Source organism: Streptomyces brevispora, assembly GCF_007829885.1.
GTDB lineage: Bacteria > Actinomycetota > Actinomycetes > Streptomycetales > Streptomycetaceae > Streptomyces > Streptomyces brevispora.
In genome coordinates, this window is the sequence record NZ_VIWW01000002.1 from 606,335 (window position 1) to 633,286 (window position 26,952).

Genomic DNA, 26,952 nt, shown 5'->3' on the forward strand with positions numbered 1-26,952 from the left:
ACCCGGTGGGTTACCGGACCGGTCCTCGCTCATCGACGAGCACCGTGGGCGGAGACAAGAACACGTCAGCTTCCACCGGGCCGTAAGCGATGTTGAAGGTGTCGAGCCAGTACGACCAGCCCCGCACCCCCGCCACGCTGCTGAAACGGTAGTTGAGCTGCCAGCGGACCCACTGTCCGGGAACAAGCCGTACGGCCGGGGGCCGTCGTGGCCGAGGAGGTATGGCAAAGAGGGGCTGGACCCGGGGCAGGACTCGCAACCGACCCTTGTCTTCGCGGAGCTGGACGTCGACCTTGCGCAGGTCCTCCTGGCCGTCGAAGGGGTCGAAGTCATCGCTCTCATGCATGCGGACCACGTGCGCGACCGCGGGCGACATAGGCGGGACACGAAAGCCGACCGGGACGGCGTTCCTGCGAGCCGCGGCCTCCCCTCCACGAGACTGCTTCGTCCAGGACGTCCGTATCCATTGAGCGGTGACCTCCACAACGCTTCCCCCTGCCACCTCGTCGAAAGCCTCACCCTATGTCCGCACGGCCTGACAACACCTCAGAGGAAGATCAACTTGAACTGTCCACATAAAGTCCCAGCCGGTGTTCGCGCTCGCGCACCTGCTGGGCTTCGACCTGATGCCCAGGATCAGGAACTGGAAGGGCCTGACCTTCTACCGGCCGTCGAAGCAGACCGAGTACGTGCACATCGACGCCCTGTTCGGCGAGCCGGGCAAGACTCAATTGACTGGGACCTGATCGAGTCCCAGTTCCGGCACCTGATGCGGGTGGCCATCTCAGTACGCGAGGGGGCGATCTCCTCCTCCACGCTGCTCAAGCGGCTGCGCTCCGGGTCGCGGAAGAACGCCACCTACACCGCGTTCCGCGAGGTCGGCCGCGTCATCCGCACCGCGGCTCTGCTGCGCTACCTCTCCGACGCCCCGCTGCGGCGGCGGGTGACCGCGGCGACGAACAAGGTGGAGGCGTTCAACGGCTTCTGCCAGTGGCTCGGGTTCGGCGACGGTGGCGTCATCGCCGACAACGACCCGGTCGAGCAGGAGAAGGCGATGAAATTCAACGCGCTCCTCACGAACGCGGTGGTCTTCCACAACGCCCTGGACATCGCGGAGATCGTCCGGCAACTGCTGGAAGAGGGCTGGGAGATCGACCCGGAGGAGCTGGCCCACATCTCGCCGTACCTGACCGAGCACATCAACCGCTTCGGCGAGCACCCCACGCACGAGCTCGGCATCCAGCCCGAGGCGTACGACCCGAAGCTGGACGTCGACTTCACCCCGCTGCGCGACCAGGACCTGACCGCCGCCGGCTTCGGCCAGACCGCCTGAAATCAGTTGGGCGCTGTGTCGGCGAGTGCAGGCCCTGCGGCAAGCCCCTCGAAGTTGCGGGGTGTCTGGGTGCGGTAGGAGTGGCCGAGTTCCGGGCCGAGTCCGAAGTAGTGGCGGAAGTTGTAAATGAGGGGGCTCCAGGCGGCGGGGTCGATGTGGTCGGTGCCCGGAACGACGATGCGAGAGTCGGCGTGCACCTTGCACACGACGGCCTCGACGATGACGAAGTCCCCGGAGACATCCGGCTGCACCCGCTCGGCGCGGGCCTCCAGTTGGATCGGGCATCCGGCCACGCGAGGCGGCCGGACCAGATGGGAGGGCTCGCTGGTCATGCCGGCTGCGGCGAACTTGTCCGGCTCGAAGCGGCAGCCCTTGGGCTTGGTCGTGGGCACTGGATTCCGGCCGGTCAGCGGCGCCAGCCGCTCCACCGCCGGCCACTGGGCGGGGGCCGGCAGGCTGATGGCCAGGTCGGGGCGGCTGCCGAGGTTGTACGCGGTCTGCCCCTCACGGCCCAGTCCGATCACAACCGTCCGCCCGAGGGCCCATGCGGAGGATATCGGGGCGAGGTTGAACGAGCCGTCCTGATTCTCTGTCGACAGGAGCACCACTGGCGTCCCGAAGTACAGGATGCTCGGCTCGATCTCCAGGTGGGTGGCGACTGTCTGTGCGGGCAGGGTGCTGGGAGGTGCCGTGTTCATGGCGAGCAGCCTAGGGTCCGGTTATTTCGGCCGGGGCCGAAGTGTCCCAGGTGACAATGGACCGCATGGACATGCAGCGCGCACATGTAGCCGGTCCCGACCTGGCTACCGTGGCGAAGCTTCTGGCCGACGGTACGCGGGCAGGCTTCTGCCTGGCCCTGCTCGACGGCCGGGCTTGGACAGCGACGGAATTGGCACGTCATGTGGGGGTGGCGCCCTCGACCGCGACTGAGCACTTGCACGCGCTCGTCCGCGGAAACCTGCTGGCCGAGGAACGGCAGGGCCGCCACCGCTACGTGCGTCTGGCCGGTCCGCACGTCGCCGAGCTGGTCGAGAGCCTCGCCGCGATGGCGCCCGAGCGCACCCCAGCACCCCGTTCCCTGTCGGCGGCTGGCCGCCGACAGGCCCTCGCCCACGCCCGCACCTGCTACGACCACCTTGCCGGGACCGTCGGGGTCGCCATCACCGATGCGATGCTCGAGCGGAGGCTGCTGGACCTGGAGCATGGACTCGGGCTCACCAGCGCCGGAGCGACCTGGCTCGAAGATCTCGGCATCACCGTCCCGACCGGCACGCGCCGACCGTCGGTACGGTCATGCCTGGACTGGACCGAACGCCGCCCCCACCTGGCCGGCGCCGTCGGTGCCGCCCTGTGCCGTCACGCGTTCGACACAGGCTGGATCACTCCCGTCGGTACCACGCGCGCCGTCGCAGTCACAACCCTCGGCCGACAGACACTCCGCCGCCATCTCGGCTTGTCCGATGAACTCCTTTCGCAGAAATGAGTAGTTCTGAGAGACCGCGGACCCCCGCCGGACCGTGCCCGGTTTGCCCCTGATCTTCGTTCTCACAACCTCTCGCAAAACAGCTTTCGCACAATGCCCCTCGCGATAGGTTCTGCGACATGTCCCAGCTCGCCGAACCGGCCGCCGCCGTCGAACAGTTCGACTGCCCCACCTGTGAGGTGCCCCGCCGGAAGTACCTGTCGCACCCGCGGCGGCAAGGTCGCCCCGAAGTACCACACCCCCCGCTTCATGCTCGTCCCTCAGCTCCGCGCCGAGCTCGAAGTCCGCACCCCGGCCGACCGCGGTCCGGGCCGCGCGTGGGAGAGAGGCCCTGCGATCGACGCCGCCGTGCCCGAGGCAGCGACGAAGCCCACGAGGGTGGGATACGCGAGGTGCAGTACCGCCCAGCAAGAGCTCCAGAGCCAGCTCGACGCGCTCCAGGAAGCCGGATGCGATCCGGTCTTCTCGGAGAAGATCAGCACCCGCATCAAGGTGCGGCCGGAGTTCGTCAAGGCGATGGACTTCGCTCGCGCCATCAAGAAGGCCGTCCCGCACCAACGGGTGATCTTCACCGTGCACGAGATGAAGCGCCTGGGCCGCGGTGCCGCCGAGCTACTGGCCATCGCCGAGGACCTGCGGCACCACGACATCCAGCTCGAACTCCTCACCGGCCCCCTCCAGGGGGTGTACGACCCGTCCGGGCACGGCGCCGCCCTGTTCGCCTTCTTCGCCGGCATGGCCGAGTCCGAGCGCGAATACATCCGGGAGAAGTCCCTCGAAGGCCAGGCGTCCGCCCGCGAACGCGGCCGGCACGGCGGGCGCCCCAAGGTCATCGACGACGACATGGCCGCCTACGCCCGGTCCTTGCGGGCCAACGGGGTGCCCGTACCGCAGATCGCGCAGAAGCTTGTCATCACCTCGGGCAAGAACAAGGGCGAACACCCCTCGGTCGCCACCGTCTACCGCATCCTCGCCGAGGAAGCCGACAGCACCGCGTGAGACCGGACGCCCGCCAGGTCTTCAAGATCAGCTCGTTGCCCCTTTGACGCGTATCTGGGTCACACCCTGAGTTGGCTCCTGCGGAACCGGAGTTCGTGCTGAGACCCCATCCGGGACTGGTTCACTGCTCGTCGGCAGCCTCCAGGATCGCGCGGAGGCGCGACAGGCATTCGCTGACGAAGGCGGGATAAGTGCCCCAGTAGTACGACACCCCGCTGACTCCGACGGCGATGGCCCACGCCCGGGCACGCAGCCACGTCACGTCGCCGAGGCTCATGGCGTCCCAGTACGCCTGTCGAGCCCCGGGCGGAAGGTCCCACAGAGGCGAGTGCTCGGCGTCGGGAAAGCCGACTGAGAGGCCTCCGAAGTCGATGACCGCCTGCAACTTTCCCTGCTGAACCAGAAGGTTGGTGGGTTTGAGATCTCCGTGGAGCCACACCTGCCGGCCGGATGGCTCGGGCAAAGCGAGCGCACTGCGCCACAGGTGTCGCAGGTGCGCGATGTCGAGGTCGAGGCCCTGGATCGTTCGACAGTCGTCGAAGCACCCACTGATCCACCGGTCACATGCTTGCAAGCCACCTCCGCGGTACCAGCTGAGCTCGCCCTGACGATCGGCTCCCATCAGGGGAATGGAATGCAGCCCCTGCACAATCGCTGCCAGGTCGGCCCCGAAGGCGGGCCAATCGGCGACCGATCCCAGGCCGGCTTCATCTCCATCGATCCAGCGGTACACCGACCAGACGAGCGGGAAGGCGGAACTCGGGGTACCCGCGTGCACCGGCTCCGGGATGCGACAGGGAAGATATGGCGCCAACCGCGGCAGCCACGTCTGCTCCTTCCGTACGGCCTTCGCGTTGTCCGGGGTGCGCGGCAGCCGCATGAGCAGCTGGTCGCCGAGCCGGTACATCCTGTTGTCGGTACCCTCACCGGCCGGCGAGATGGGGAGGGCGGCCCAATCCGGTCGCTGCTCCCGCAACAGCGACCGGACGACCGCCTCATCCACACGGACCTCGTTCTCATGAAGTGTCACGGTGAGAGCCTTCGGCCTGGACCTCGCCGCCGCCAGTGATTTTCCCAAGGCGGTCGCCGCTCAGAACACGATCCGCTGAGAAGCTGCCAGGTCAGGTGAGACCGAGTGAGAATCTGCCGGCTTCAGTGCGACAGGACACTTCGGAGTCACAACGGCAACGGCAGGCGACCGCAGCGGTGACAACAAACCTGCCGATGTGACAACTACCGTGTTTCGGCTCAGGCGCACCCGCACACCGCCCCCGGCAGCCCTCTCGCCTACAGCCTGAACTGGAGGTCGAGGACGTCGGTGAGTTCGACTTCGAGGCCGTGGGCGCGGCGCCCGTTGTCGCGGAAGTAGGTCTCGCCGAGGGCTTCGGCGGTGAGCTGGAGCAGCTGGTCCTCGTCCAGGCCGGAGGCCTGGGCGTCGGGGAGGCGGGTGGCGTGGTGGGGTGGGAGGGCGAGGGTGAGGTGGCGGATGCGGGACTGGTCGGTGGAGCCCGCGGTGGCGGTGTAGCCGAACCGGGCCTGGACGTCGATCATGATGCCGTCGGTCGTGGCCGCTTTCTGCCGGGCCCGGGCCCGGGCCCTGCCCTGCGGCTGCCACCGTGTGCGGACCTCATTCTCCAGCCGGGTGGCCAGCTGCGGGCGGGGCTGTTTGACTCCCATAGCTTGATCAGCAGGGCGATGAGGGAGCGTCCGGACAGGACGGTCTGGACGCGTCCTTCCTTGATGTCCTCGACCGAGGGCGGGGTACGGAAGTGGCTGTGGTCGACGGCCAGGGCGGTGAGCCACTCCCAGGTGTCACGGTGCGCGACCAGGTCCACGGAGGCCACCCCGGCGCGCCTTCAGCAGCAGGACACCGTGGGCGATCCGCGGGTCCTGCGCGTCGGCGACAGCCTGCGGGGTGGTGGCGAGAGGCTGTGCGGTGGGGGTGCTGGTGCCCTGGTAGGCAGCCTCAATTGCGTGCTTGAGAGTGAGTTCCTGATCCCGGCTTTCGGGCTCCGGCTGCGGCTGGTGCTCGCTGTCCTCCATGGTTCCCCCCTGGGAGTCGGTGTCGGATGAGGTGGTCGGCTTTGCCGCTACGGAGGCGGTGGGGCCATAGTCGGGTTGGGTTTCGGGGTCCGGCGGCGCTGTCTCGGTACACGTCTGCGTACCGTCACCGGGCTCCTCGCCCGGCCTCTGAAGCGTCGCAAGGGGGCGGAGGATGTCGAGGAGGTCCAGCAGCTGCGGAGTTCACCCCGGGTTTCGCTCAGGTCGCTGATCATCCGGTCCTGGCGGTCGGCGTACCTCCCGGTTCTCCTCGCGCAGTCCGGTGACGACTCCCTGGACGACCTCCAGGATCTTCAGGCGGCTCTGTGCGAGCTCTCCGTGCAGGGCGGTCAGCCCGACCGTCGGGTCATCAAGACGCGCAAGTTGGCTCCGTATCGCCTCCAGTTCTTTCATCGCGTCATCGAACGCGTCTTTCCACTTCACGTGACCCCCTGGTTACTCAGAGCGTGGAGCCGGCCGTATCTCCCCATAAACACTCCGCTTGACGCGACGGTTTCCAGCCCTTCCCTGGCCAGGGCTGCATCCTTCACCACCGAACGCATGTCGTACGCGATTCGTACGCCAAACGTACGCATATTGTACGTTTCGTGGGGTAAGATGTTGGTCAGGAGGTAACCCATGTCCGAGTTGTTCGACGCGGTCGACGCCCTGCTCGCGTCCCGCGCCACGCTCCCGCCGCCTGCGGAGCGCAAGCGGCTGCGCGCCGCCCACGGCCTGACGATCGACGAAGTGGCCACCGCGCTGAAGGTGCGCCGGGCCACGGTGTCCGGCTGGGAGTCCGGCAAGACCGAGCCCCGCCCGCCGGAGCGCGACGCCTACGCCCGGCTGCTGGACAAGCTCGCGGAGCTCTACCCCGCCCCGGCCGCCGTAGCCGACGCGGTCGTGCCTGTCCCCGACGCTGCGGTGCCGGCCACGTTCGCCGCCGTTCCCGCCCCGGCGGAAGCGCCACCTCTGTCCACAGGACCGGCGCCCGAGGCTGCGGTCATGACCCCAACCGAGAACACCCAGACCCCCGCCCCTGCTCCCGTCGCCGCGCGCCGCCCGGCGAGCACCACCAGGCCGACGTCGTCGACGTCGCGTCGTCCGGGTGCGAAGAAGGCGGCCCCGGCCGGAACCCCGGCGGGCGAGAGCGATCCGCGGTTCGAGAACGGCCCGTTGGCCGTCGTCGATGTCGAGGACGGGAAGGTGCTGGCGTACTGCGTCGGCGGCCTGGTCCTGGACGTGCCCGCCAAGTCCCACCCGTCCCTGGTGGACTGGACGCTCAAGGAGGCGAAGCTCGGTCAGCCGAAGCTGTCCGGCCCGGGACGGCCGGCCGACCCGCTGATCGTGCTCACCGAGGCCGCGTGCGAGCGCTACGGCCTGCCTGTCTCGCTCACGGAGGAGGAGAAGCACGCCGGGCGGATCCCGGAGGGCCACAAGGTCATCAAGCAGCTGACCCGCGCGGAGTGGAAGCTGACCAAGCGCGGGTTCGGGCCGTGGGCGCGGATCTACCGCCCGGCCCAGGGTTCGGACCGGCAGTGCGTGCAGCTGTGCATCCCGTCGTGGAACGCGCTGGACGCCCGGTTCTGGGGCGACGCCGCGCAGCTGCCGCCGGCGGAGCTCGCCCGCGTCCTGGGCGTGTACGCGTCCCGGGTGATGACGCCGCGCGGCTCCACCGCCGTCACCGGCCTGGAGCTGATGACTGCGCTGCACCCGCCGACCCACGCCGTGCGGGATGAGGAGACCGGCGTCCTGCGGCAGGCCGAGACCAAAACACCCGGGTCGCTGGGCACGGACCCGGTGGACTGCGCGCCGTGCGAGGCCCCGGACGGACACCCGCTGCTTAAGGATCTGCCACGCTTCCATGTGCGCGGCCCGGCGGAGAAGCTGTTCGAGGAGGCGTACGACTGGGCGCGGCCGATGACCGATGCCGAGTGCACCCTGCGCTACCTGGTCGGCCTGGACGTGAACATGGCCTTCGCCGCCGGTGCGAACGGGCTGAACGTCGGCCTTGGTGAGCCGACGCACGTCAAGAACCCGGTGTTCGACCCGAAGCTGCCCGGCTCGTGGCTGGTCGACCTGTCCCACGTCGACCTGTCCCGCGTGAAGGTCGGCAAGGAGTGGGTGGAGCTGGACGGAAGCCTGCTGCCTTCCCCGTTCACGCCGAAGGGCGACCGCCCCACGGGCCCGGCCTGGTACGCGACGCCCACCGTCGCCTATGCCCAGGAGCTCGGCTACGACGTCGCGCCGGTCGAGGCGTGGGTCCGGTACGAGAACGGCCGCTATCTGGACGGCTGGTACGGGCGGCTGCGTGACGCCTATCTCGCCACGATGGCCGACCTCGGCGTCGACGCCGACCTGTCGCCGGAGGACTTCCTCGCCGCGATGGACGGCTACAAGGAGCGCGACCCGGAGCTGACGATCGTCGTCTCGGCGATCAAAGCGACGGTCAAGGGCGGCCTGGGCAAGCTGCGCGAACGGCCCCGCGGCGAGGGCTGGCGGCCGGGCGAACGGTGGCGGGCCCTGGAGCGCCCGACGTGGCGGCCGGACATCCGGGCGGCGGTCATCTCCCGCACCCGGATCAACCTCCACCGCAAGATCGTCAAGCACGCGGCGTTCACCGGGCAGTACCCGATCGCGATCCTGTCCGACTGCGTCGTCTACGCCGCGAACGGGCCCTCGCCGCTGGACTTCCTGCCCTACCGGGAGGGCAAGCCGCTGCCCGGCGGCTTCAAGCTCGGCATCAACCCCGGCCTGGTCAAGCACGAGGGCACCCAGCCCGTCCTGTGGGGCGAGGAAGTCCGCGAGCGGTTCAACGCCCCGGAGCTCAACCTCGCCCGGTCCATCAAGGACGGCACCGTCACCGACACCGACAACGGCGAGTAGGGGAGAGAGCAGGCGATGAGCATGTTCGGGGACGGCCTGGACAAGGCGGTGCAGAAGGCGTTCACCCGCCCGGCACCCAAGTCCGCGGGCCCGCAGATGCGGTACATGGTCAAGCAGCTCGGCGGCACGAAGGCCGTCGCCGAACTGCTCGGCATGTCCCAGCGGCAGGTGGAGCGGTACGTGGCGGGCAAGGCCAAGAAGCCGCGCGCCGACCTCGCCGCCCGCCTGGAGCGCGAGGTGAGCAAGCGGTGGCAGCCGCAGATCCGGGCCAAGGCCCGTAAGAAGGCGGCGACGACCGGCGGCATCGTCATCGACACCCGCGCCCGCATGGGCTACACCGCACCCATCGGATCGACGGACCAGGACCGCATCCGGCACCTGACCGTCGCCCTGCCACCCCTCTTCGCCGCCCGCCTCTTCGAGGCCCAGGAAGCCGGCGCCAGTGACGACCGCCTGCGGGAGATCGCGGCCGAAGCGCTCAAGGAGGTGTACTTCCAGGACGGCGGCCGCCGCGCCGGGAGCCTGGACGAGGTCCGCATGCTCGATGTCGAGCACCTGGAGTTCGACCTGTAGCAGCCGGCCCCGAACAGCCCGCGAGCCCGGACCAGTTGGTCCGGGCTCGCTCGCGTATCCAACGTTAAAGGGGAGGAGGATTATGGCGTCTGACCGTGTTCGAAGCGGGCAGCGCGGGCAGCGCGGTAGGCCGCGTGAACGGTTTCATCGCAATCCTCGCTGAGGAAGGAGCCCCCGCCGACCCAGTTGCCGGCGTAGCTTCCGCAGATGCCCGGTGAGACGCCAGCGACCGTCACGTCGCTGCACGGGTGGCGCCTCGCGCACCTTCCCCCGGACACCCGGCCGTTGCCGTCGGTGACCCCGACGACCAACTGCTACGACGTCGTCGCACCAGCGGCGCCGGCGATCATGAGGGAGAAGCTCAGTGACCCTGCCCCGCCAGCGAGGCTTGACCGAGCAGGCCGCCGACGCGGCGATCGACACAGCCTGCCGTCTGCTGCGGCTTCCGTCGATCCGCAACGAGTTCAACGAGATCGCCGACCGGGCGATCAAGGACCAGATGACCTACCGCGGCTTCCTCGCCGAGCTGCTGATGACCGAGTGCGACGACCGGGCCAGGCGCCGTTCGGAACGACGGATCAAGGCCGCGGGCTTCCCACGGGAGAAGTCCCTGCGGGCCTTCGACTTCGACGCCAACCCAAACATCGACGCCGGCACCGTTCATACCCTCGCAAGCTGCGAGTGGATCAAGAAGAGTCAGCCGCTCTGCCTGATCGGCGACTCCGGCACCGGCAAGTCCCACATGCTCATCGCCTTGGGCACCGAGGCCGCCATGAAGGGCTACCGAGTCCGCTACACCCTCGCTACGAAGCTGGTGAACGAGCTGGTCGAGGCCGCCGACGAGAAGCAGCTCAACAAGACCATCGCCCGCTACGGCCGCGTCGACCTGCTCTGCATCGACGAACTCGGCTACATGGAGCTCGACCGACGCGGCGAGCCGAACTGCTCTTCCAGGTGCTGACCGAACGCGAGGAGAAGAACAGCGTCGCCATCGCCTCCAACGAGTCCTTCGGCGGCTGGACCAAGACCTTCACCGACCCACGCCTCTGCGCGGCCATCGTCGACCGCCTCACTTTCAACGGCACCATTATCGAGACCGGCACCGACTCCTACCGCCTCGCCACCACCCGAGCACGAGCCGAAGAGCAAGCCAAAGCCAGCTGACACCCAATGCCCCTGCCTCAACGTTCGCCGCCCTCACGTGGGCGGCGAACTGACACGCTGGTGCATCCGCAGACATCCCGGTAATTACCTGCTGCCGGAGGAAAGGGATAGAAGTACAGCGGCAAGTGCCTGCAGTCATCAACAATGTTCGTATGACGATCACTTCGCAGGCACTCTCATTCGACACGGCTGCCGCCAGCTACGCTGCGAACCGTCCCTCATACCCGTCCGAGCTGCTTGACGCGGTCGAGGAACTCGCCGGCTGCTCGTTGGAGGGCGCTCGCGTCGCCGACATCGGGGCTGGCACCGGACTGGCGACGGCGCTTCTCCGGGCCCGCGGCGCAAACGTCATCGCGGTCGAGCCCGGCCCCGGGATGGCCTCTCAGTTCCGTCTCAGCCTGCCCGAAGTCCCCCTTGTGATCGGGGACGGCAACAACCTGCCTCTGGCTTCCGCCTCCGTCGACGTCCTCACCTATGCCCAAGCCTGGCACTGGACTGATCAGCGAAAATCCGTCCCAGAAGCTCTCCGAGTCCTGCGAACCGGTGGTGCTCTCGTCCTCTGGTGGAACGACTCAGACAGCACCATTCCGTGGATTGCCGACCAGGACGCGCGCCTGCGCCGACTCTTCGGTGCCGACGACAGTCCTCACGACCCCATGGCCCGGTTCCGCAGACTGCCGACCGAACTCGGCTTCGTCCACCGCCACGTGCCGTGGACCCGGAGCGTTCCTCTCGACATGCACCTCGCCAACGTCGCCAGCTACTCCGACTTCCTTGTCCTCGGCAAGGAGGCGACGAACGCCTTTATCGCCAAGGAACGCGACCTCCTGACCAAGGTCTTCCCGAACCGGATGGTCGAGGAGCACTACATGGTCAGCTTGGCTGTCGCCACCTGTTGACACAGCGCTGCGACACGATCGCGAACAGAGGCGCTGCCAATTCGCATGAACAAACATGGCGAGGCCGGGCGCTCCTCGCTGCTCAAACAGATCGACAAACGCTGTCGCTGGAAGTGAACGAAGCCAGTCCTGCAGGTCCGGTACGTTCAGCAGCAGCTCGGCGAGCTCTCTGATCTTGCCGGCGTTGCTGACCGCCCAAGCCCGCTCGGCGCGCCGGTCGCGTTGGTCGCGGGCGTACTCGATGCGCTCCTGCTGGGTCAGCGCAGAGCCTTTAAGTTCGTCAATATCTGTGCGTAGTTGGAGATAACGGCGCTCGGCGGCCTGCCGGCTCCCCAGTTCCAGAGCGTCCGCCAGACGCGCCCAAGTGACCTTCTTGCGCCGCGCTGCGGCGATGAAGCGGTCCTCGTCCTCGAGCAGTCATTCGCGCAGTGCTCGGATCACGAGGGTGCCCGCGAGCAGGTCGGTCTCGGCGAGGTCATCGGTCGCGTCGAGCCACGCCCGTTGCAAGCGTGAACCGGCCCGGCGCGGGCTCGGCCATCCAGCCGCGGGCGACCAGGCGTTTGACCTTCGACCGCAATCGCCAAAGAGCGGCTACCGACCGCCAGTGGCACATGCCGATCGCTTGACCGACCCTTGATGTGCAGGCAGAGCCTCCTACCGGAAACGGTAGGAGGCTCGCATGAGGCGGCGGCCTCAATCGTTGCAGGGGCAACGCTGAAAAATCTCATTACGGAACAAGATTTATCCGCAGTTGGTGCCGTACACGATCACATCGTTAGCCAGGTTGTTGTTAATGACCCCACCTCGCCAAGTCACGCACTTACCGCCAGCAGACAGATAAACGGGACCGGCGTAGGTAGTGTAGTCACCAAAGTCAACGATGTAGCTCAAAGGTTCGCCGGTTCGCTCTATCCCTGCCCACATCGTCTTGACGGTTCCCGGGGTGTCCCTAATGGTCACCACACAGTTCTTTTTCGTCGAAGCGCTATAGGTCAAGAAAACTGTGGCAGCATAACCATTGACTCTCGCGGAATTAACGACGCTATAGCCAGAACCGCAAGCGCCATTATACGCTGCGGCGGCCGAAGCGGGCGAGGCCACCAGAAGGCTCGCGCCCAACGCTGCAGAAGCGAGGCAGGCCATTACAGAAAAGCGTCGCCTAAGGGTGCTCATGAATTCCTCCGGAGTGGAATGGGGCTGCGGTCTGTCCGGAAAGCAGCATAGCGATCAACATCACGATGATCAATGGATTTTTTTATTCGCCGAATTGTCTAGGATGGGCGATTTCGCCATTGATATCTGCGGTGCGGAGAAGTGAGGTGTTGCTAGCGTTCCATGGCCCGTTCGTGCGGTTTGCGTATCCCAGGTGACGCTAACCCTTCAGCTGTAGATCGGTATCGCCGCTGTAGTTTGCCTGGTCCTGTTCGGTGGAGGTCGTGGGGTGCCGGGTGCGGCTGAGCGGCTGTGGTTACGTCGTCGGTGACAGACACGGGCGAGGGCCTGGTGGCGGCGGCGCCAGCGCGACCAGTGCAGTCCGTGCCTGATCCGCTCCTTCGGCGCGGGCTGAGGGGCCATCACTTCAAGGAGTCGGCGGACCTCGTAGGCGGTGTAGGCGGTCGGAGCGGTGTCATCGAGGCTGGTGAGGCCACGGAAGTCCCCCTCTCTGCCCCAGCGGCCCGTCGGGCCGGGGAGTGGCCTGGCATCGGCCGGCTTGCCGCTCCCCTCCCCGTCGCCTTTCTTCTCGCCCTCCTCGAGTGTGAACAGGCACGCCCATGGCGGCCGGCCATCTTCGGGATTGGCGCCTGACGGCAGCAGCTCGGTCACCCGTGACAGCCATGATCACTATTGCTGCACGCCGTGAGCGGGGACAGCCGTCCCGTCCTGGCTGACGCCCATCCAGTGCCAACACCCCACCCATTCACACTGGCATCTGTTCATTCCTTCGTGTGATGTCGGATCGTAGGGTCTCACTGTGTCTCTAGGTGAAGCGCAGCTTGCAGTGCGTTGGTGCAATAGGCGCGCCACTTGGTGGCTGTTCATGCACTGAGATGGTCGAGATGGCGACGCCACCACCAGGCCGTCGCCCGCCACTGCCATTACCGGAGCAGAACCCAGGCACCACACCGATCCACCGATCCCGCACCCGGCGGAACACCACCCCGCTACACTCACAATCAGGCGCCCAGCAGAAATAGCGAAGTGCTGCTGGAGTATTAGAACCCAAAAAATAGAATTCTTAGATTCATCAAAGCAACAATGAATCCAAATATCGCAAAGAATCCCGCCGGGAACCTCAAGAAGAGCTCATTGCGATGATAGGCCGAGAATGCTCTATTTCCCAAAAAATCTGCAGCCACCTCGGCGCACCCTCGCACATTCAGTGCCAACACAGACCCGCAAATCGCAACCAATGCCCCGATAGCGAGTTCTCCATAATTCACGGAATGCGAGGTTCGCGCCGCAAGTATCATTTCATGCATTCTTACCTCCGGTACGGTGTGGCGTCTTCGTAGCAGCGAGCCAGAGTGAGCAGCCGCCCCAATGACAGCTGACCAGTCACTTCTTCCCTGCGACTACGAGCAGATCGCCCTCCAGCTCACCGGCCACGCCCGCGTCGTCGCCGCCGACGTCCGCCGCCACGCCGCCGCCCTGCCCAAGCACGACGGCCGCGGCGCCCTCGCCGAAGTCGTCCTCCGCGAAGCCGGCAACCTCCTGGCCGCCCCGCTGGAGGGCACCGTCAGCTGCGCCCAGAACCGCGCCCGGCTCGTACGGTCCCTCTACCGCGGCTGAACCGCCTCACCGACCCCCTCCCAGCCGCCACGTAGCCCGACAGCCTCGATGTGCCGGTCACGCCATTAGCCGGCGGTGTAGTTGAGGAAGTCGGCGACGATGGGTACGCCGCGGCGACGACCGAGTTTTTGCCGGAGGTCGTTCAGGGTGCTGGTGCTGCGTGCGGAGGTGACGCGCCCATGCGGGCCACGGCGGTGTGGGCGGTGTCGACGGCGGCATTGATGTCGCCCAGGTCGAGATGGACTTCGGCGAGGCGTGCGAGGTAGGTGGCGTGCCCGCAGGGGAAGGCGTCGCCGTCATACGCCTCGCCCTCGCTGTGATGTGCGGTGGAGGCGTCCTGGAAATGACGGAGGGGTTGCCGAGGTTGAGGGCGGAGCTGCCCAGAAGCTGGTGGGTTTCGCTGAGGTTGAACCAGTAGACGCAGGCCGGGTCCGCGACCCGCGCGTAGGTATCCATGGCGGCGTTGGCGGATCGGTCGGCGGCACGGGTGTCACCGGCGTGTGCGTGAGCCCGGCAGGCACGGGCGTGGAGCATGGCGGTCATGCGCGCTGAGCCGATGCGCGGGGCCTGGCTGAGTGCTGCTTCGGGGCTGGCGCACAACAGTAATTCGAGCTCCTTGATGAACAGTGCGATATCCGGCACGAGTGTCGACGCTCCGATTGGAGATGACCGAAATGGCATCAACTACCTCTACTGAACGGTCAGATTCCCGCCGCGTCGGTCTTGCCTTCCTGTCGGCCGGCCTCCTGCTGCCACTCGCCCTGTCGGCATGCTCCAGCGGGGCCGGGGCCCATACAGTGAAGGACTCCGCGCGCGCACCGCAGTCGGCACTGAGCCAGGGGACAGCGACCGGGTCAAGTGACGCCGCTGACCACAAGGTCCTCCTCGACGGCGCTCTCAACCGTACCTACGCCGCCCCGGACCTCGCTGCCTTTGCCGAGCAGTCCGGGGCCGTTAACGTGATCAGCGGCACGGTCACTGCCACCCGTCCGCTGGTAACCGAGCCGGCTACCACCGTCGAGACGATCCTGACGGTCTCGGTGGAGGAGCAACGGGAAGCCGGCGCTCCCACCACCGTCGAGGTGCGGGAGCAGGGGGGCATCGTCACGGTCGCGCAGGTGCGTACCGACTTCGAGGACAAGCTCAAGCGTAAGTTGACCGCCAAGGAGCTGGCCGAGACGGTTGACTACCAGTTCAACGGGGTCGAGCACGCGCGCGTGGGCGACCGAGTCCTCGTCGTGGTGGGCGACGACACTTCCGTACAGAAGGAAGGCGCTTACGTCAGTCTGGCCCGGCTGGTGCAGAAGGACGTTGCGGGCCCCACGTCCCGGTCGGCCGCCACGAAGTTCACCTGGCCCGGGGAGGCCCCGAACCCGGCCTGGGAGAAATCGGTCGACGCGAACTCGCTGATGGAGTGAGAAGGGCCGGCAGGCCGTCCAGGAGCGTACTGGGCGGCCTGCCGGCAGGTGGCGTCGCGTCGCCAGGGTCCTGTTGTATGCCTCGCTGTCGGCACGCTGTCCCATAGCCCCCTCTCCGGAGGGAACCGCCAGCCCGGCCCGGCCGTCGAAGGGCCATGACTGACAAACTCAGGTACGTCGTCGCCTTGTTGGCTGCCGGAGCACTCACCGGCTGCGCCGCGGCGGGCGAAGTCGGCCCGGCCGCGCAGGCGACCCGGTCCGCGCAGGGGGCCCCGGCCGCCCGGACGATTCCCTTCGACCTCCTGACCCATTGCGGAATTGACGAGGCCCGTATCGGCAAAACGTACTTTGAGGCGAGCATCCCGCTCTCCGACGGTTCGGGAAATCCGCCCAGGGGATGGGGCAACCCCACTCAGCACGGCACGATGACAATGACGTCCGGGACGGAAGCCGTATTCACCGATGACGCCGGACACGAGGTCCACTTCCGGGCCCGGCCGGCTGCGAACACCTTCAAACGCCTGTGCGCCTGAGTCTAAGTGGTTGACGCTGTCGGGGATCTTGGTGACCATCACCGGCCAACACTTCAAGAACGGCCAGAGCGCACCCGAGATGTTCTCCCCGGCCGTGGACAAGGCATGGAACGAGCAGCTCGGCACCCCCGCCTACGAGGCCCTGTGCCTGGAGACCGTTGGCCAGCCCATCCGGCACGTCGCGAACAACGGCCACGGCCCGATCGCCTGGGTCACCGCCTCCGGGGCGGTTCACCCAACCGAGGTCGCACAGGTACTTCAGAAACCATTGGGCTGGCTCATCGACGGCTCCGGGCTTGCACGGAACGTCGCACCAGACCCATATCAGCCGGCTGTTGGCCGCGTAGTCGGCAAGCCACAGGGTCAGCATCCGTCCGACCTGGCTTGACTTTGTTGTCACAGGGTCAAGGGAGACGAGAAGTCCCGGATCGCGGCCGTCGGCGCCCCAGTGCCGCATATCCGGATCTCTGTGCAGGACGAATGCGCCGACGAGGATGCCGCCCTCGTAGAACCCAAGGACGCCGGCTTCCCGGAGAAGGGCCGTGGCGCGCTCGGCGGAGATGGTTATGCCCTGTCCAGCAAGCAGCGTACGCATCGAGGTCCACGCCCGACACCGCTGCCAGCGCCCGCTCGACAGCCCGCGGCCCGTGTCCGACCGGAGCGGGCCTGCGGCCGCGGTTCGGCGGAACGCGAGTCATGTGGAACGCGGCGACGGCGATGGCAATGACCGGCCGGACGGCGACATGTACAAGACGGGCTCCGTCTACGGCTTCGACCGGGTGGGGCTCGGCGGCGCCGGGGTCACCCCCAAGGGCACCTGGAACGGCTACGAGATCCGGGTGGTGGGCCAGCACTACTCCGTCTACCGCAACGGTGTCCTGCTCAACGAGTTCGACAACAACCGGGGCCAGGTCTTCGAGCCGCCGCGGGGCGACGACCCGGGCACCGACGGCCGGCGGTTCGCCACCGGTCACATCGGGCTCCAGGTCCACAGCGCCACCGATGTGATCTCCTTCCGCGACATCCGGATCAAGGAGCTCTGAACCCCGGCGACCCGCTGACCGGGAGGCCGCGACCGTGTGTTCCCTCGCACGGTCGCGGCCTTCCGCGCGCGTGCCCGGGGGGGATCGGCGAGGTCTTCGCGCAGCCGGCCGGGGACGAACGCGTGTGAGCCGGCACACAAATTTGACATTAGCCAGACTTATGGCTCATATAGACGATGCTTTGGGCATTGATTCACGTTCCGTGAGATTCGGCGTGATGCCTCCGATCCCTACGTGAATGAGTCAGACCGTGCCTCACCCCGCTGTGCCCGCCCCGCCCGCCTCCGCCTCCGGCTCCGCGACGGAGTGGGATTCCTGGCGTGCCGAACGCCGTCGCGCGCTCACCTCACCGACCGGGAACCTCGCCCTCGTCGAGACCCGCTGGCTGCCGGCCGGCGAGCGCCCCGACGCCGAGGCGGCCCGTGCGGGGCAGCCGGACACGGTGACGGTGACCACCCTGACGCGGACCGACCTCGTCACCGGCGAGCCCGAGTACGGACTCCGGTTCTGGGACTCCGCGTCACCGGCCCTCCTCCGCTTCGAGGGGACCGAAGCCTTCCCGTACGACCCCGCGTGGGTCCTGGAAGCCTCCTACACTCCCGTGCCGGGTGCCCGGCAGACCCCCTTCGAGCACATCCGCGACAACGGGGGCACCCGTGACCTGGTGGTCCCCGGGGACATCGTCCTCACGCTGGACGGACACACCTACACGCTCAGCGCCTTCGACGACGACGGCACCCTGCTGCTCGTCTTCGGCGACCCGACCAACGGCTCCACCACCTATGGAGCCGGACGTTTCCTGTTCGTACGGCGGACGGCGGACGACGACCGCCGGGTCGTGCTCGACTTCAACCGCGCCTTCGTCCCGCCGTGCGGGTTCTCCGATCAGTACAACTGCCCGATGCCGCCACGGCAGAACCGCTTCCACCTGCCCGTCGAGGCCGGCGAGAAGCTCCCCCTCTTCGGCGGCCTCCCCGCGCAGCACTGACCACCTCCGCTTCCCCTCCCCTCCCTCCCCGCAGCACAAAGGCGCACATCCCCTCATGAACATCAAGAAGACCTCCCTGTACGGCACCGCCACTGCGGTCACCCTCGCCCTGGCCCTCTCCGCGTGCGGCGGGTCGGGGGGCGGCGGCGCCGCAGGCGGTACGTACGACAAGAACGCCACCGTCAACATCGGCTCCCTCTACGAGCCGCAGAACCTGGACAACACCGCGGGCGGCGGCCAGGGCGTCACCGAGGCTCTCAACGGCAACGTCTACGAAGGGCTCTTCAAGCTCACCGACGACGGCGAGGTCGAGCCGCTGCTCGCCCGGGACCACGAGGTCAGCAAGGACGGGCTCACCTACACCTTCACCCTGCGCGACGGTGTGGCGTTCCACAGCGGCAAGCAGCTCAGCAGCCAGGACGTCAAGTACAGCCTGGAGAGGGTGCTCGCCAAGGACTCGCAGTCCGCCCGCAAGGGCAACCTCGAAGTGATCAAGGACATCGCCACGCCCGATGCGCGGACCGTGAAGGTGACGCTCTCGAAGAGGTCGATCTCCTTCGTCTACAACCTCTCCTACGTCTGGATCGTCAACTCCGAGGCGACGGGCCTGAAGACGAGCGAGGACGGCACGGGGCCGTTCCGGCTGAAGAAGTGGACGCGCGGCTCGGCCCTGAGCCTCGACCGGTTCGCCGACTACTGGGGGAAGGCGGCGGCCAGCCGGCAGGCCGTCTTCCACTACTACAAGGACGCGACCGCGCTGAACAACGCGCTCCTGACCAACGCCGTCGACATCGTCACGAGCGAGCAGTCGCCCGACGCCCTCGGCCAGTTCAAGTCGAACCCGGACTACAAGGTCAACGACGGCGACTCCACCACCAAGCTGCTGCTCGCCTTCAACGACAAGGCCAAGCCCTTCACCGACGTCAAGGTGCGGCAGGCCGTCTCCGCCGCGATCGACGACAAGAAGTTGCTGGAGTCCGTCTGGGGCGGCTACGGCAAGCTCATCGGTTCGATGGTGCCGCCCACCGACCCGTGGTACGAGGACCTCACCGAGGTCGACACCCACGACCCCGCACGGGCCAAGGAGCTGCTGAAGGAGGCCGGTTACGCCAACGGCTTCAGCTTCACCCTCGACACCCCCAACTACGATCCGCACCCCACCGCCGCGACCTTCATCAAGTCGGAGCTGGCCAAGATCGGCGTCACCGTCACGATCAACACGATCACGCCGGACGAGTGGTACACGAAGATCTACCAGAACCACGACTTCACGGCCACCCTCCAGGAGCACGTCAACGACCGCGACCTGGTCTGGTACGGCAACCCCGACTTCTACTGGGGCTACGACGACCGGCAGGTCACGCGCTGGGTCGAGCAGGCCGAGGCGGCCACCACGGAGGCCGAGCAGACCGCGCTCCTGAAGAAGGTCAACCGCAAGACCGCCGAGGACGCGGCCAGCGACTGGCTCTACCTCTACCCGCAGATCGTGGTGGCGAACACCAAGCTGTCCGGCTACCCGCTCAACGGTCTCAACTCCCAGTTCTTCGCCTATGACATCAAGAAGAAGAGCTGATGACGCGGTACCTCCTGCGCCGCTCGCTCTTCCTCGCGGTGTCGCTGGTGCTTGCGAGCATCGTGCTGTTCGCGCTGCTGCGCCTGCTGCCCGGCGACCCCGCCAACGCCCTCACCGCGGTGGGCGCGAGTCCCGAGCAGATCGCGGCGGCGCGGAGTTCCATCGGCTCCGACAAGCCGCTGCCCGAGCAGTTCACGCACTGGCTCGGGCAGCTGGCGAGCGGGGACCTGGGGAGTTCGTTCATCAGCGCGCTGCCGGTGGGGCCCGAGGTGGTCTCCCGGCTCGACCTGACAATCCCCCTGACCCTGGCCGCGTTCGTCCTCGCGGTCCTGATCGCGCTGCCGGCCGGATTCGTGGCCGCGTACAAGCGGCACACCTGGTACGGCGGTCTACTCAGCGGGGTCTCGCAGCTGGGCATCGCCATACCGGTGTTCTGGCTCGGGATGATCCTCATCGCCGTCTTCGCGCTGAACGCGGGGTGGCTGCCGGCCGGCGGCTTCCCGCTGGACGGCTGGTCGCTGCCCGGCGAGGCGATCCGGTCGCTGGTGCTGCCCGTGGTGACCATCGCGCTGGTGATGAGCGCGTCGCTGATCCGGTACGTCCGCTCGGCGACCCTGGACGTCCTGGGCAGCGACTACCTGCGCACGGCGCGCTCGCTGGGCTCCTCGTTCGGGCAGGCCATGTGGCGGCACGGACTCCGCAACGCCTCCGTGCCGGTGGTCTCCGTCCTCGGCATCGAGCTGGCCTCCACCCTGCTCGGCGCGGTGGTCGTGGAGTCGGTGTTCGCGCTGCCCGGCCTCGGCTCGATGCTGGTCACCGGCATCGCCCAGCACGACTACCCGGTCGTGCAGGGCGTGCTGTTCGTCTCCACCCTGGCCGTGCTGCTCATCGGCTTCCTCGCCGACCTCGTGCAGCGGATCGTCGACCCGCGGCTGCGCGGCAGCCTCTCGGGAGGCCTGCGATGACCGAAGCCCTCGTCGCGCGACGCCGCGCGGTGCGCTCGTACACCCTGCTCACCGGGTGCGTGCTCGCCGGCTCCATCGCGCTGCTCGCGCTCCTCTCGCTGGTGTGGACCCCGTACGACGTCGACGACACCTCCGGCGGACGGCTCACCGGCCCCGGGGCCGGCCATCTGCTGGGCACCGACAAACTCGGACGCGATCTGTTCACCCAGGTGATGATCGGATCGCGGATCGCCGTCGAAGCGGGGCTGGGCTCCGTCCTGATCGCCGCGACCCTCGGAGGGCTGCTGGGAATGCTCGCGGCCTTCGCCCAGGGCTGGCTCGACGACACCGTCTCCGCGTTCCTCGACATCCTGATCGCCTTCCCGACACTGCTGCTGGCGATGCTCATCGTCGCGGCCCACTCGGCCACCCTCGGCGCCGCCGTGCTGGCCATCGGACTCGCCCAGAGCGCGGTTGTGGCCCGGCTGACCCGCATCCTGGTCAAACGGGTCCTCACGCAGGACTACATCACCGCGGCCCGCACCTCCGGCACGTCCTGGCCACGCACGGTGGCCCAGCACGTGCTGCCCAACATCTGGCCCACCCTCGTGGTCAACCTGGCCCTGCAGTTCGGGCTGGCCGTGCTGGCCGAGGCCGGCCTCTCCTACCTGGGCCTGGGAGCACCACCGCCGCACGCCTCATGGGGCCGCATGCTCCAGGAGGCGCAGGCCACCTTCACCACCGCACCGGCCGGCGCGCTCGCCCCCGGCGTCCTGCTCGTTCTGCTGGTCGTGGGCGTCAACCTCGTCGCGGACGGCCTGCGCGACACCCTCGACCCGACGACCCGGCGAAGGCGCGCATGACCCTCCTCGACATACGCGGCCTCACCCTCCGCACCACGGACGGCACCACGCTGGTGGACGACCTCTCGCTGAGCCTCGCGCGCGGCGAACGGCTCGGCCTCATCGGCGAATCGGGCTCCGGGAAATCGCTGACCGCGCTGGCGATCCTCGGCCTCCTGCCGGAGGGCATCACGGCCACCGGCAGTATCGAACTCGCCGGGACGCAGATCGTCGGCGCGCGTGAGAAGCACCTCACGCGCGTGCGCGGACGAGACGCCGCCGTCGTCTTCCAGGAGCCGCTCACCGCCCTGGACCCGCTGATGCGAGCCGGCCGCCAGGTCGCCGAACCCCTGCGCAGACGGCGCGGGCTCAAGGGTGCCGCACTGCGTCGGGCCGTCGTCGACGCCCTGGAGCAGGTGCGGCTGACGGAACCCGACCGCATCGCCCGGTCCTTCCCGCACGAGATGTCCGGTGGCCAGCGCCAGCGGGTCGCGCTCGCCATGGCTCTGGCCTGCGACCCGAAGCTGCTCATCGCGGACGAGCCGACCACGGCGCTCGACGTGTCCGTGCAGGCCGAGATGCTCGGCCTGCTCGACACGCTCGTCCGGGAGCGCGACATGGCCGTCCTCTTCGTCAGCCACGATCTCGCCGTCGTCGCCAGAATCACCGACCGCGCTCTGGTCATGCGCAGCGGCCGCGCCGTGGAGGAGGGCGCCCTTCTCGACCTCGTCCGCTCACCGGGCCACGCCTACACCAAGGCGCTGGTGGGCAGTGCCCGGCGGCTGGAGTCCGCCCTGAACCTGGGAGAGGCCCGATGACACCTCCGTCGGTACTGGAACTGAAGGATGTCCGGCTGCACCACCGGGGAAGTGCCACCCCCGCCGTGCAGGACGTCTCCCTCACCGTCGAGGCCGGCCACAGCCTCGCCCTCGTCGGCGAGTCCGGCGCGGGCAAGACGACTCTGCTGCGGCTGCTCCTGGGCCTGGACCGGCCGACCCGGGGAACCGTCGGCTTCGACGGAGCCGAGCTCGACGTGCGCGACCGCGGGCAGATGCGGCGCTTCCGGCGCAGCGTGCAGTGTGTCTTCCAGGACCCGTACTCCTCGCTCGACCCCCGCAGACGCGTCGGCGGCATCGTCGCCGAGCCGTTGCGCTCCCTGGGCCTCGACTCGAAGGCCACGGCGGCCCCGAAGGTGGCCGAGGCGCTGGAGCGGGTGGGCCTCCCGGCGGACGCGGCGCGGCGCTATCCGCACGAGTTCTCCGGCGGTCAGCGGCAACGCATCGCGATCGCCCGTGCGACGGTGTGCCATCCACGTGTGCTCCTGGCCGACGAGCCCGTCAGCGCGCTGGACGTCACGACGCGCGTCGCCGTGGTCGATCTGCTCGCCGAGCTGAAGCAGGAACGGGGGCTGACCGTCGTCATGGTCTCCCACGACCTGTCGGTCGTGGCGTCCCTGTGCGAACGCACCGCCGTCCTGGAACACGGCCGCGTGGTCGAGCAGGGAGAGACGGCGCAGGTGCTCAGCGCCCCCGCGCACCCGTACACCCGCCGTCTCCTCGACAGCGTGCCGCGGCTTCCCGTGTGAGCACCGAACGCCCTGGGCAGCCCGCCGGTGCTCATGAGGCGTCGTCGGCCCCCCGGCTGTCCGCGCCGTCCTCGCGCCGGGCCCTGCTGGGCTGCACCCGCTTCGGCTCGCCCGGCATCTTCGGATACTCCGGCGGGTACGGCAGGTCCCCCAGCTCGTGTTCCCGCTCGTCGCGGGCCGCCAGCTCCAGCAGGCCGTCCAGCCGGAAGGCGTGCTCGTCCATGTCGGCGTGGAGGTCGCCCACCTCCGCGTACCGGGCGGGCATCGTCCTGATGTCGAAGTCGCACGGCTCGGCGTCGTCGATCTCCTCCCAGCGCAGCGGCGCGGAGACCGGGGCGTGCGGGCGGGGGCGCACCCAGTAGGCGGAGGCGATGGTGCGGTCGCGGGCCGTCTGGTTGTAGTCGACGAAGATGCGCTCGCCGCGTTCCTCCTTCCACCAGGCGGTGGTCACCCGCTCCGGTATCCGGCGCTCCAGCTCCCGTCCCACCGCGATGGCGGTGCGGACGCGGTCGATGCCGGCGCCGTGGGCTTTCGTGGCGTGCTCCACCGGGCGGTCCAGGGCGGTGGCGGCGTTGCGCAGGAAGGTTCCGACATCGGCGCGGCTGCCGGTACGGACGGTCTTCACGGACCGATAGACGGTGCCCTTGATGCTGCTGTCGCGGCACTCGGGCTTGTCGCAGCGGTCGCCGTGCGCGGGAGAACCAGCCCCGTACGGACCTGGAGGAGGAGATCCGCCGTACCTGGCCTCCGGTGGGCCCGGACAGTGAGGACAGGCAGCACCAGCTCGAGGAGGAGGGCCGGCTCCTGGCGGAGCGTCGCAACGAACTCGTTCACCGCCGCGGCGAGCTGACTGCCGAGCTGGACGACTGCCGTACGCGTCTGGCCGTACTCGAGGAAGCCGGCGGGTCGGGCGTCCTGGTCCCGGTGTCATCCGGGAGTGGTGCCGCTCTGCACCACGTGACACCGCCCCCCATGCCGTCCGGCCCACCCGGACTTCCCCCGGGGGCGAGGCCGGGCCGCCGGCGTGCTGTTGTGCTGCTGGCTGGCGGGGGCGCTGCGATCGGGGTCTGGGCGACCAACGGGCGCGACACGGCCGGCGGGGCCGCGTCACCCTCCGGGACACCCGCTTCTTTGCCGTCGTCCGCTGCCTCCTCTCCGACGCCGACGCCGACGGACACGGTGCAGACGCCCTCGGCCTCCGTTGACCCCGAGCCGTCGTTCTCACCGCCCTCGGGGCGGACCGGGTCTCTCGCTCGTGACCTCGCGCCGCTGGACGACGGCTATCCCTGGAAGTACAAAACCGGCAAGGTGCGGGTCAACGCCCGGGGCTATCCCACGACCCTGCAGGGATACAAGGCGAACAGCACCTGGCAACTCGACTACAAGTACACCTCGCTCGTCACCCGCCTTGGGGTGTCCGACGAGACCGTCTCCGGGGACTCCGTCGTTTTCACCATCATGGTCGATATGCCGCGGATGAACTCGACCGTAGAGCGCTGGATACAGACCTGCCGCCGCGAACTGCTGGACCGCACCCTCATATGGGACCAGCGCCATCTACTCCACGCGCTGCGCGAGTTCGAGTCCTTCTACAACGAGCATCGCCCGTACCGGACACTGGGGCAAGCGGCTCCGCTCCGTCCGCTACCCGAACCGATCACCGAACCAGGACAGATCGCGCACCTGAAGGTTCACCGACGAGATCGACTCGGCGGAATCCTTCACGAGTACCAACATGCCGCTTGATCAGGGCGGATGATTAATCGGCACCCACAGTGTCCTCCATTCCGAGGTGGAGTGGGTCTGACGCGCGGCAAGGGGTCTGTCGCCCGGCGGTGATGTCAGCTGGTTTCGGGCGACAGGGCTGGGTCGACGGAGTAGCCGATGGCCATGGCCTCCTGGACGACGTCCTTGACGGAGGCCGTGGGGTTGAGGCTGGTGATCAAGGCCCGGTCGAGGGGGCGCAGGCTGTAGACGTGACGTACGGCCTCGAGGTCGGCCGCGGTCTCGTAGTAGTCCTCGGCGAATGCCTGAAAGGCTTCGTGAGCCGGGTCTGTCAGGAGCTCGAACAGCCAGGCCGCGCCGTCGGGATCGGGATGCCCTTCGGGGAAGTCGCCCGTCGCCGGCTGGTCGGTCCGGCTTTGGTCGGTGTGACACCAAGAGCGTCAGCCGTCACGGCGGCCCGGCGCAACGCCGGACGTCCGTCCGGCGAGGGTGGAACCAACCCAGCCCATCTGACGTGCAGTTACATGGACCGCCTGGGATAGGGGGACATGTGGGAGGACGGGGGACGGTGTCGACCGGGGATGACGTCGAGCAGTTCGCGGCGCTGCTGCGCCGACTGAAGGACCGCACGGACCGGAGCTACGGCTCCCTGGCCCGGCGCCTCAACATGAACACCTCCACGCTGCACCGCTACTGCGCGGGCGAGGCGGTCCCGCAGGTCTACGCCCCGGTGGAGCGTCTGGCCGCCTTCTGCGGGGCGACACCGGAGGAACGCCTCGAACTGCACCGCCTGTGGCTGCTCGCGGTGGCGGTACGACAGCGGTCTCGGGCGGGTGAGGGGGCGACGGAGCCGACACGGGTCGAGGAGACAGCGGAGCCGACAAAGGCCGAGGGGGCGCTGGAGCAGGCAGGGGGCGAGCGGGCTTCGGGTCCGGACATCCGGACGGTGCAGGGCGTGGGTGACGGCGCGGACGGCATCGGTGGTGACGGGGGCAGCACGAGCGGTGCACCGCCACCACTCGACACGGGCGCACCCGATGCCTGGCCGCCCATTCCCGGCGCTCCCGGACCGGGAAGTCCCGAGCCGACGGCCCAGTGGGATGCGGCCCGCTCGACCGGACGGCCCTGGTACCGCCGTCGCCGCACCGCCGTCGGTGCCGCCGCGGTGACCGTGTTGCTGGTGACGCTGGGCAGTCTGCCGGCGCTGTCGGCCGGTCGGTCTCACGACAACTCCGCCAAGGCCCCCGGTCGGTCCCGTACAACAGGAACCGGTACGTCACACCGCCCCTCTGCCACTGCAACCAGCCCCTCCTCCAGTCGTTCATCGGCCTCGCCCTCCGCAGGAGTACGGGCTTCGGGGAGCCCCGAGTCGAAGGGCGGACCGTCGGCGGACACGAAGAGCGACGCCCCGGTGTCGACCGGTGTGCCGCTCGCCTGGACCGCCGACTCGCAGATCTGGCAGGGCGGTTGCGGGCACGACTACGTCATCGCGAAGAAGCCGGCCCAGGTGCCCCCGCCGCCGGTGCAGCAGGACGCCGGGGTGTGGGCGGCGACGCAGGGGGCGGTGCCCGGGCGGCAAACGAGGGTGCAGATCTCGGTGCAGGGGAAGTCGTCCACGGCCGTGGTCCTGGAGGCTCTCGAGGTCCGTATCGTCAGCCGCGGCACCCCGGTCACCGGCAATGTGTACGCCATGGGCCAGGGTTGCGGCAGCGACCTGGCGCCCCGTGAGTTCTCCGTTGACCTGGACGTCAACCGCCCGATCGCCCACGCGGGCCCCGGCAATGACAGCGGAAAGCCCGTCCCTGCGGTGCAGTTCCCCTACCGCGTCTCCGCCGAGGATCCGGAGGTGCTGCTGGTCACCGCGACGACCGAGGCTTACGACTGCGACTGGTACCTGGAACTCGACTGGTCCTCCCAGGGCCGCACCGGCACGGTCCGCATCGACGACCACGGCCGCCCGTTCCGCACCAACAGCATCAAGGGCCTGCCCCACTACTGGTACGGCACGAACGGCGACGGTGTGCGTCAATGGGTGCCCGTCGACTCTTAGAAGCCCTGACAGAGCCGTTTCACGTGGCGGTGAGTGATCAGGTAGACGGCAAGGCCGAGGAATGCTTCGTGGTTGTCGTCGCGT

At 68.3% G+C, this 26,952-nt stretch carries 23 protein-coding genes and 5 pseudogenes; 21 read left to right on the forward strand and 7 right to left on the reverse strand.

The window, feature by feature from the left end; genetic code table 11:
• Positions 1–10 precede the first annotated feature (10 nt).
• Positions 11–484, reverse strand: coding sequence for a hypothetical protein (locus tag FHX80_RS32210; protein WP_145768002.1), 474 nt, complete (start codon positions 482–484; stop codon positions 11–13).
• Positions 485–590: 106 nt separating this feature from the next.
• On the opposite strand from FHX80_RS32210, the gene FHX80_RS36480 reads away from it, so the two are divergent.
• Positions 591–746, forward strand: coding sequence for a Tn3 family transposase (locus tag FHX80_RS36480; RefSeq protein WP_167523791.1), 156 nt, complete (start codon positions 591–593; stop codon positions 744–746).
• Positions 747–769: 23 nt separating this feature from the next.
• Positions 770–1,333: a Tn3 family transposase gene (locus FHX80_RS32215; protein ID WP_167523792.1), complete on the forward strand. Its 564-nt coding sequence runs from the start codon at positions 770–772 to the stop codon at positions 1,331–1,333.
• Positions 1,334–1,335: 2 nt separating this feature from the next.
• Here the strand turns inward: FHX80_RS32215 and FHX80_RS32220 are convergent, their stop codons facing one another.
• Positions 1,336–2,031: a flavin reductase family protein gene (locus tag FHX80_RS32220; protein ID WP_145768004.1), complete on the reverse strand. Its 696-nt coding sequence runs from the start codon at positions 2,029–2,031 to the stop codon at positions 1,336–1,338.
• A gap of 56 nt (positions 2,032–2,087) precedes the next feature.
• Between FHX80_RS32220 and FHX80_RS32225 the strand changes: the two genes are divergently transcribed.
• Both FHX80_RS32225 and FHX80_RS32230 read left to right on the forward strand, forming a co-directional pair.
• A complete protein-coding gene (locus FHX80_RS32225; RefSeq protein ID WP_145768005.1) occupies positions 2,088–2,816 on the forward strand; it encodes an ArsR/SmtB family transcription factor in 729 nt (242 codons plus the stop codon).
• A 249-nt stretch (positions 2,817–3,065) separates the two neighbouring features.
• Complete coding sequence (locus FHX80_RS32230) at positions 3,066–3,815, forward strand: recombinase family protein (protein WP_244318720.1); 750 nt, start codon at positions 3,066–3,068, stop codon at positions 3,813–3,815.
• Between the two features lie 121 nt (positions 3,816–3,936).
• Here the strand turns inward: FHX80_RS32230 and FHX80_RS32235 are convergent, their stop codons facing one another.
• The 4 genes from FHX80_RS32235 to FHX80_RS36175 form a co-directional block, all read right to left on the reverse strand.
• The gene (locus tag FHX80_RS32235) at positions 3,937–4,845 is read right to left on the reverse strand and encodes an aminoglycoside phosphotransferase family protein (RefSeq protein ID WP_145768006.1); all 909 of its coding nucleotides are present in this window, start codon (positions 4,843–4,845) and stop codon (positions 3,937–3,939) included.
• A gap of 257 nt (positions 4,846–5,102) precedes the next feature.
• The gene (tpg, locus tag FHX80_RS32240; protein WP_425281712.1) at positions 5,103–5,624 is read right to left on the reverse strand and encodes a telomere-protecting terminal protein Tpg; all 522 of its coding nucleotides are present in this window, start codon (positions 5,622–5,624) and stop codon (positions 5,103–5,105) included.
• Positions 5,625–5,627: 3 nt separating this feature from the next.
• Positions 5,628–5,858 (reverse strand): hypothetical protein, encoded by a 231-nt coding sequence (locus FHX80_RS36170; protein WP_244318721.1) that lies wholly within the window; start codon positions 5,856–5,858, stop codon positions 5,628–5,630.
• A gap of 201 nt (positions 5,859–6,059) precedes the next feature.
• Positions 6,060–6,299 (reverse strand): hypothetical protein, encoded by a 240-nt coding sequence (locus tag FHX80_RS36175; RefSeq protein ID WP_244318722.1) that lies wholly within the window; start codon positions 6,297–6,299, stop codon positions 6,060–6,062.
• A gap of 195 nt (positions 6,300–6,494) precedes the next feature.
• Here FHX80_RS36175 and tap point away from each other — a divergent pair, with 195 nt between their 5' ends.
• The 15 genes and pseudogenes from tap to FHX80_RS32340 all read left to right on the forward strand — a co-directional run bounded on the left by tap (position 6,495) and on the right by FHX80_RS32340 (position 23,093).
• Positions 6,495–8,741 carry a telomere-associated protein Tap gene (gene tap / locus FHX80_RS32250; RefSeq protein WP_145768008.1) on the forward strand — a complete coding sequence of 749 codons (2,247 nt, stop codon included), beginning with the start codon at positions 6,495–6,497 and terminating at the stop codon, positions 8,739–8,741.
• A gap of 15 nt (positions 8,742–8,756) precedes the next feature.
• Positions 8,757–9,314 carry a telomere-protecting terminal protein Tpg gene (gene tpg, locus FHX80_RS32255; RefSeq protein WP_145768009.1) on the forward strand — a complete coding sequence of 186 codons (558 nt, stop codon included), beginning with the start codon at positions 8,757–8,759 and terminating at the stop codon, positions 9,312–9,314.
• A 364-nt stretch (positions 9,315–9,678) separates the two neighbouring features.
• Positions 9,679–10,478, forward strand: a pseudogene (gene istB / locus FHX80_RS32260) (IS21-like element helper ATPase IstB).
• A gap of 152 nt (positions 10,479–10,630) precedes the next feature.
• Entirely contained in the window at positions 10,631–11,377 is a 747-nt protein-coding gene (locus FHX80_RS32265; RefSeq protein ID WP_145768010.1) for a class I SAM-dependent methyltransferase, read from the forward strand.
• Between the two features lie 2,559 nt (positions 11,378–13,936).
• A pseudogene (locus FHX80_RS32280) lies at positions 13,937–14,202 on the forward strand (restriction endonuclease); the annotation flags it as partial.
• A 762-nt stretch (positions 14,203–14,964) separates the two neighbouring features.
• On the forward strand, positions 14,965–15,585 hold the full coding sequence (locus FHX80_RS32285) for a hypothetical protein (protein WP_145768012.1): 621 nt from the start codon (positions 14,965–14,967) through the stop codon (positions 15,583–15,585).
• A 155-nt stretch (positions 15,586–15,740) separates the two neighbouring features.
• Positions 15,741–16,118, forward strand: coding sequence for a hypothetical protein (locus FHX80_RS32290; protein WP_145768013.1), 378 nt, complete (start codon positions 15,741–15,743; stop codon positions 16,116–16,118).
• Between the two features lie 31 nt (positions 16,119–16,149).
• Positions 16,150–16,506: a hypothetical protein gene (locus tag FHX80_RS36180; RefSeq protein WP_244318723.1), complete on the forward strand. Its 357-nt coding sequence runs from the start codon at positions 16,150–16,152 to the stop codon at positions 16,504–16,506.
• A 334-nt stretch (positions 16,507–16,840) separates the two neighbouring features.
• A pseudogene (locus FHX80_RS32310) lies at positions 16,841–17,161 on the forward strand (3-keto-disaccharide hydrolase); the annotation flags it as partial.
• A gap of 238 nt (positions 17,162–17,399) precedes the next feature.
• Complete coding sequence (locus FHX80_RS32315) at positions 17,400–18,149, forward strand: DUF1684 domain-containing protein (protein ID WP_145768014.1); 750 nt, start codon at positions 17,400–17,402, stop codon at positions 18,147–18,149.
• A 55-nt stretch (positions 18,150–18,204) separates the two neighbouring features.
• On the forward strand, positions 18,205–19,722 hold the full coding sequence (locus FHX80_RS32320) for an ABC transporter substrate-binding protein (protein WP_145768015.1): 1,518 nt from the start codon (positions 18,205–18,207) through the stop codon (positions 19,720–19,722).
• Positions 19,722–20,687 (forward strand): ABC transporter permease, encoded by a 966-nt coding sequence (locus FHX80_RS32325; RefSeq protein WP_145768016.1) that lies wholly within the window; start codon positions 19,722–19,724, stop codon positions 20,685–20,687. The genes FHX80_RS32320 and FHX80_RS32325 overlap by 1 nt, the downstream gene beginning before the upstream one ends.
• Entirely contained in the window at positions 20,684–21,529 is an 846-nt protein-coding gene (locus FHX80_RS32330; RefSeq protein ID WP_145768017.1) for an ABC transporter permease, read from the forward strand. The genes FHX80_RS32325 and FHX80_RS32330 overlap by 4 nt, the downstream gene beginning before the upstream one ends.
• Positions 21,526–22,326: an ABC transporter ATP-binding protein gene (locus tag FHX80_RS32335; protein WP_145768018.1), complete on the forward strand. Its 801-nt coding sequence runs from the start codon at positions 21,526–21,528 to the stop codon at positions 22,324–22,326. The genes FHX80_RS32330 and FHX80_RS32335 overlap by 4 nt, the downstream gene beginning before the upstream one ends.
• On the forward strand, positions 22,323–23,093 hold the full coding sequence (locus tag FHX80_RS32340) for an ABC transporter ATP-binding protein (protein ID WP_145768019.1): 771 nt from the start codon (positions 22,323–22,325) through the stop codon (positions 23,091–23,093). Before FHX80_RS32335 ends, FHX80_RS32340 begins: the two co-directional genes overlap by 4 nt.
• A 31-nt stretch (positions 23,094–23,124) precedes the next feature.
• On the opposite strand, the pseudogene ligD reads toward FHX80_RS32340, so the two are convergent.
• A pseudogene (gene ligD, locus FHX80_RS32345) lies at positions 23,125–23,595 on the reverse strand (non-homologous end-joining DNA ligase LigD); the annotation flags it as partial.
• A gap of 965 nt (positions 23,596–24,560) precedes the next feature.
• Here ligD and FHX80_RS32350 point away from each other — a divergent pair.
• A pseudogene (locus FHX80_RS32350) lies at positions 24,561–24,839 on the forward strand (integrase core domain-containing protein); the annotation flags it as partial.
• A gap of 547 nt (positions 24,840–25,386) precedes the next feature.
• Complete coding sequence (locus FHX80_RS32355) at positions 25,387–26,868, forward strand: helix-turn-helix domain-containing protein (RefSeq protein ID WP_244318724.1); 1,482 nt, start codon at positions 25,387–25,389, stop codon at positions 26,866–26,868.
• Positions 26,869–26,952 lie beyond the last annotated feature (84 nt).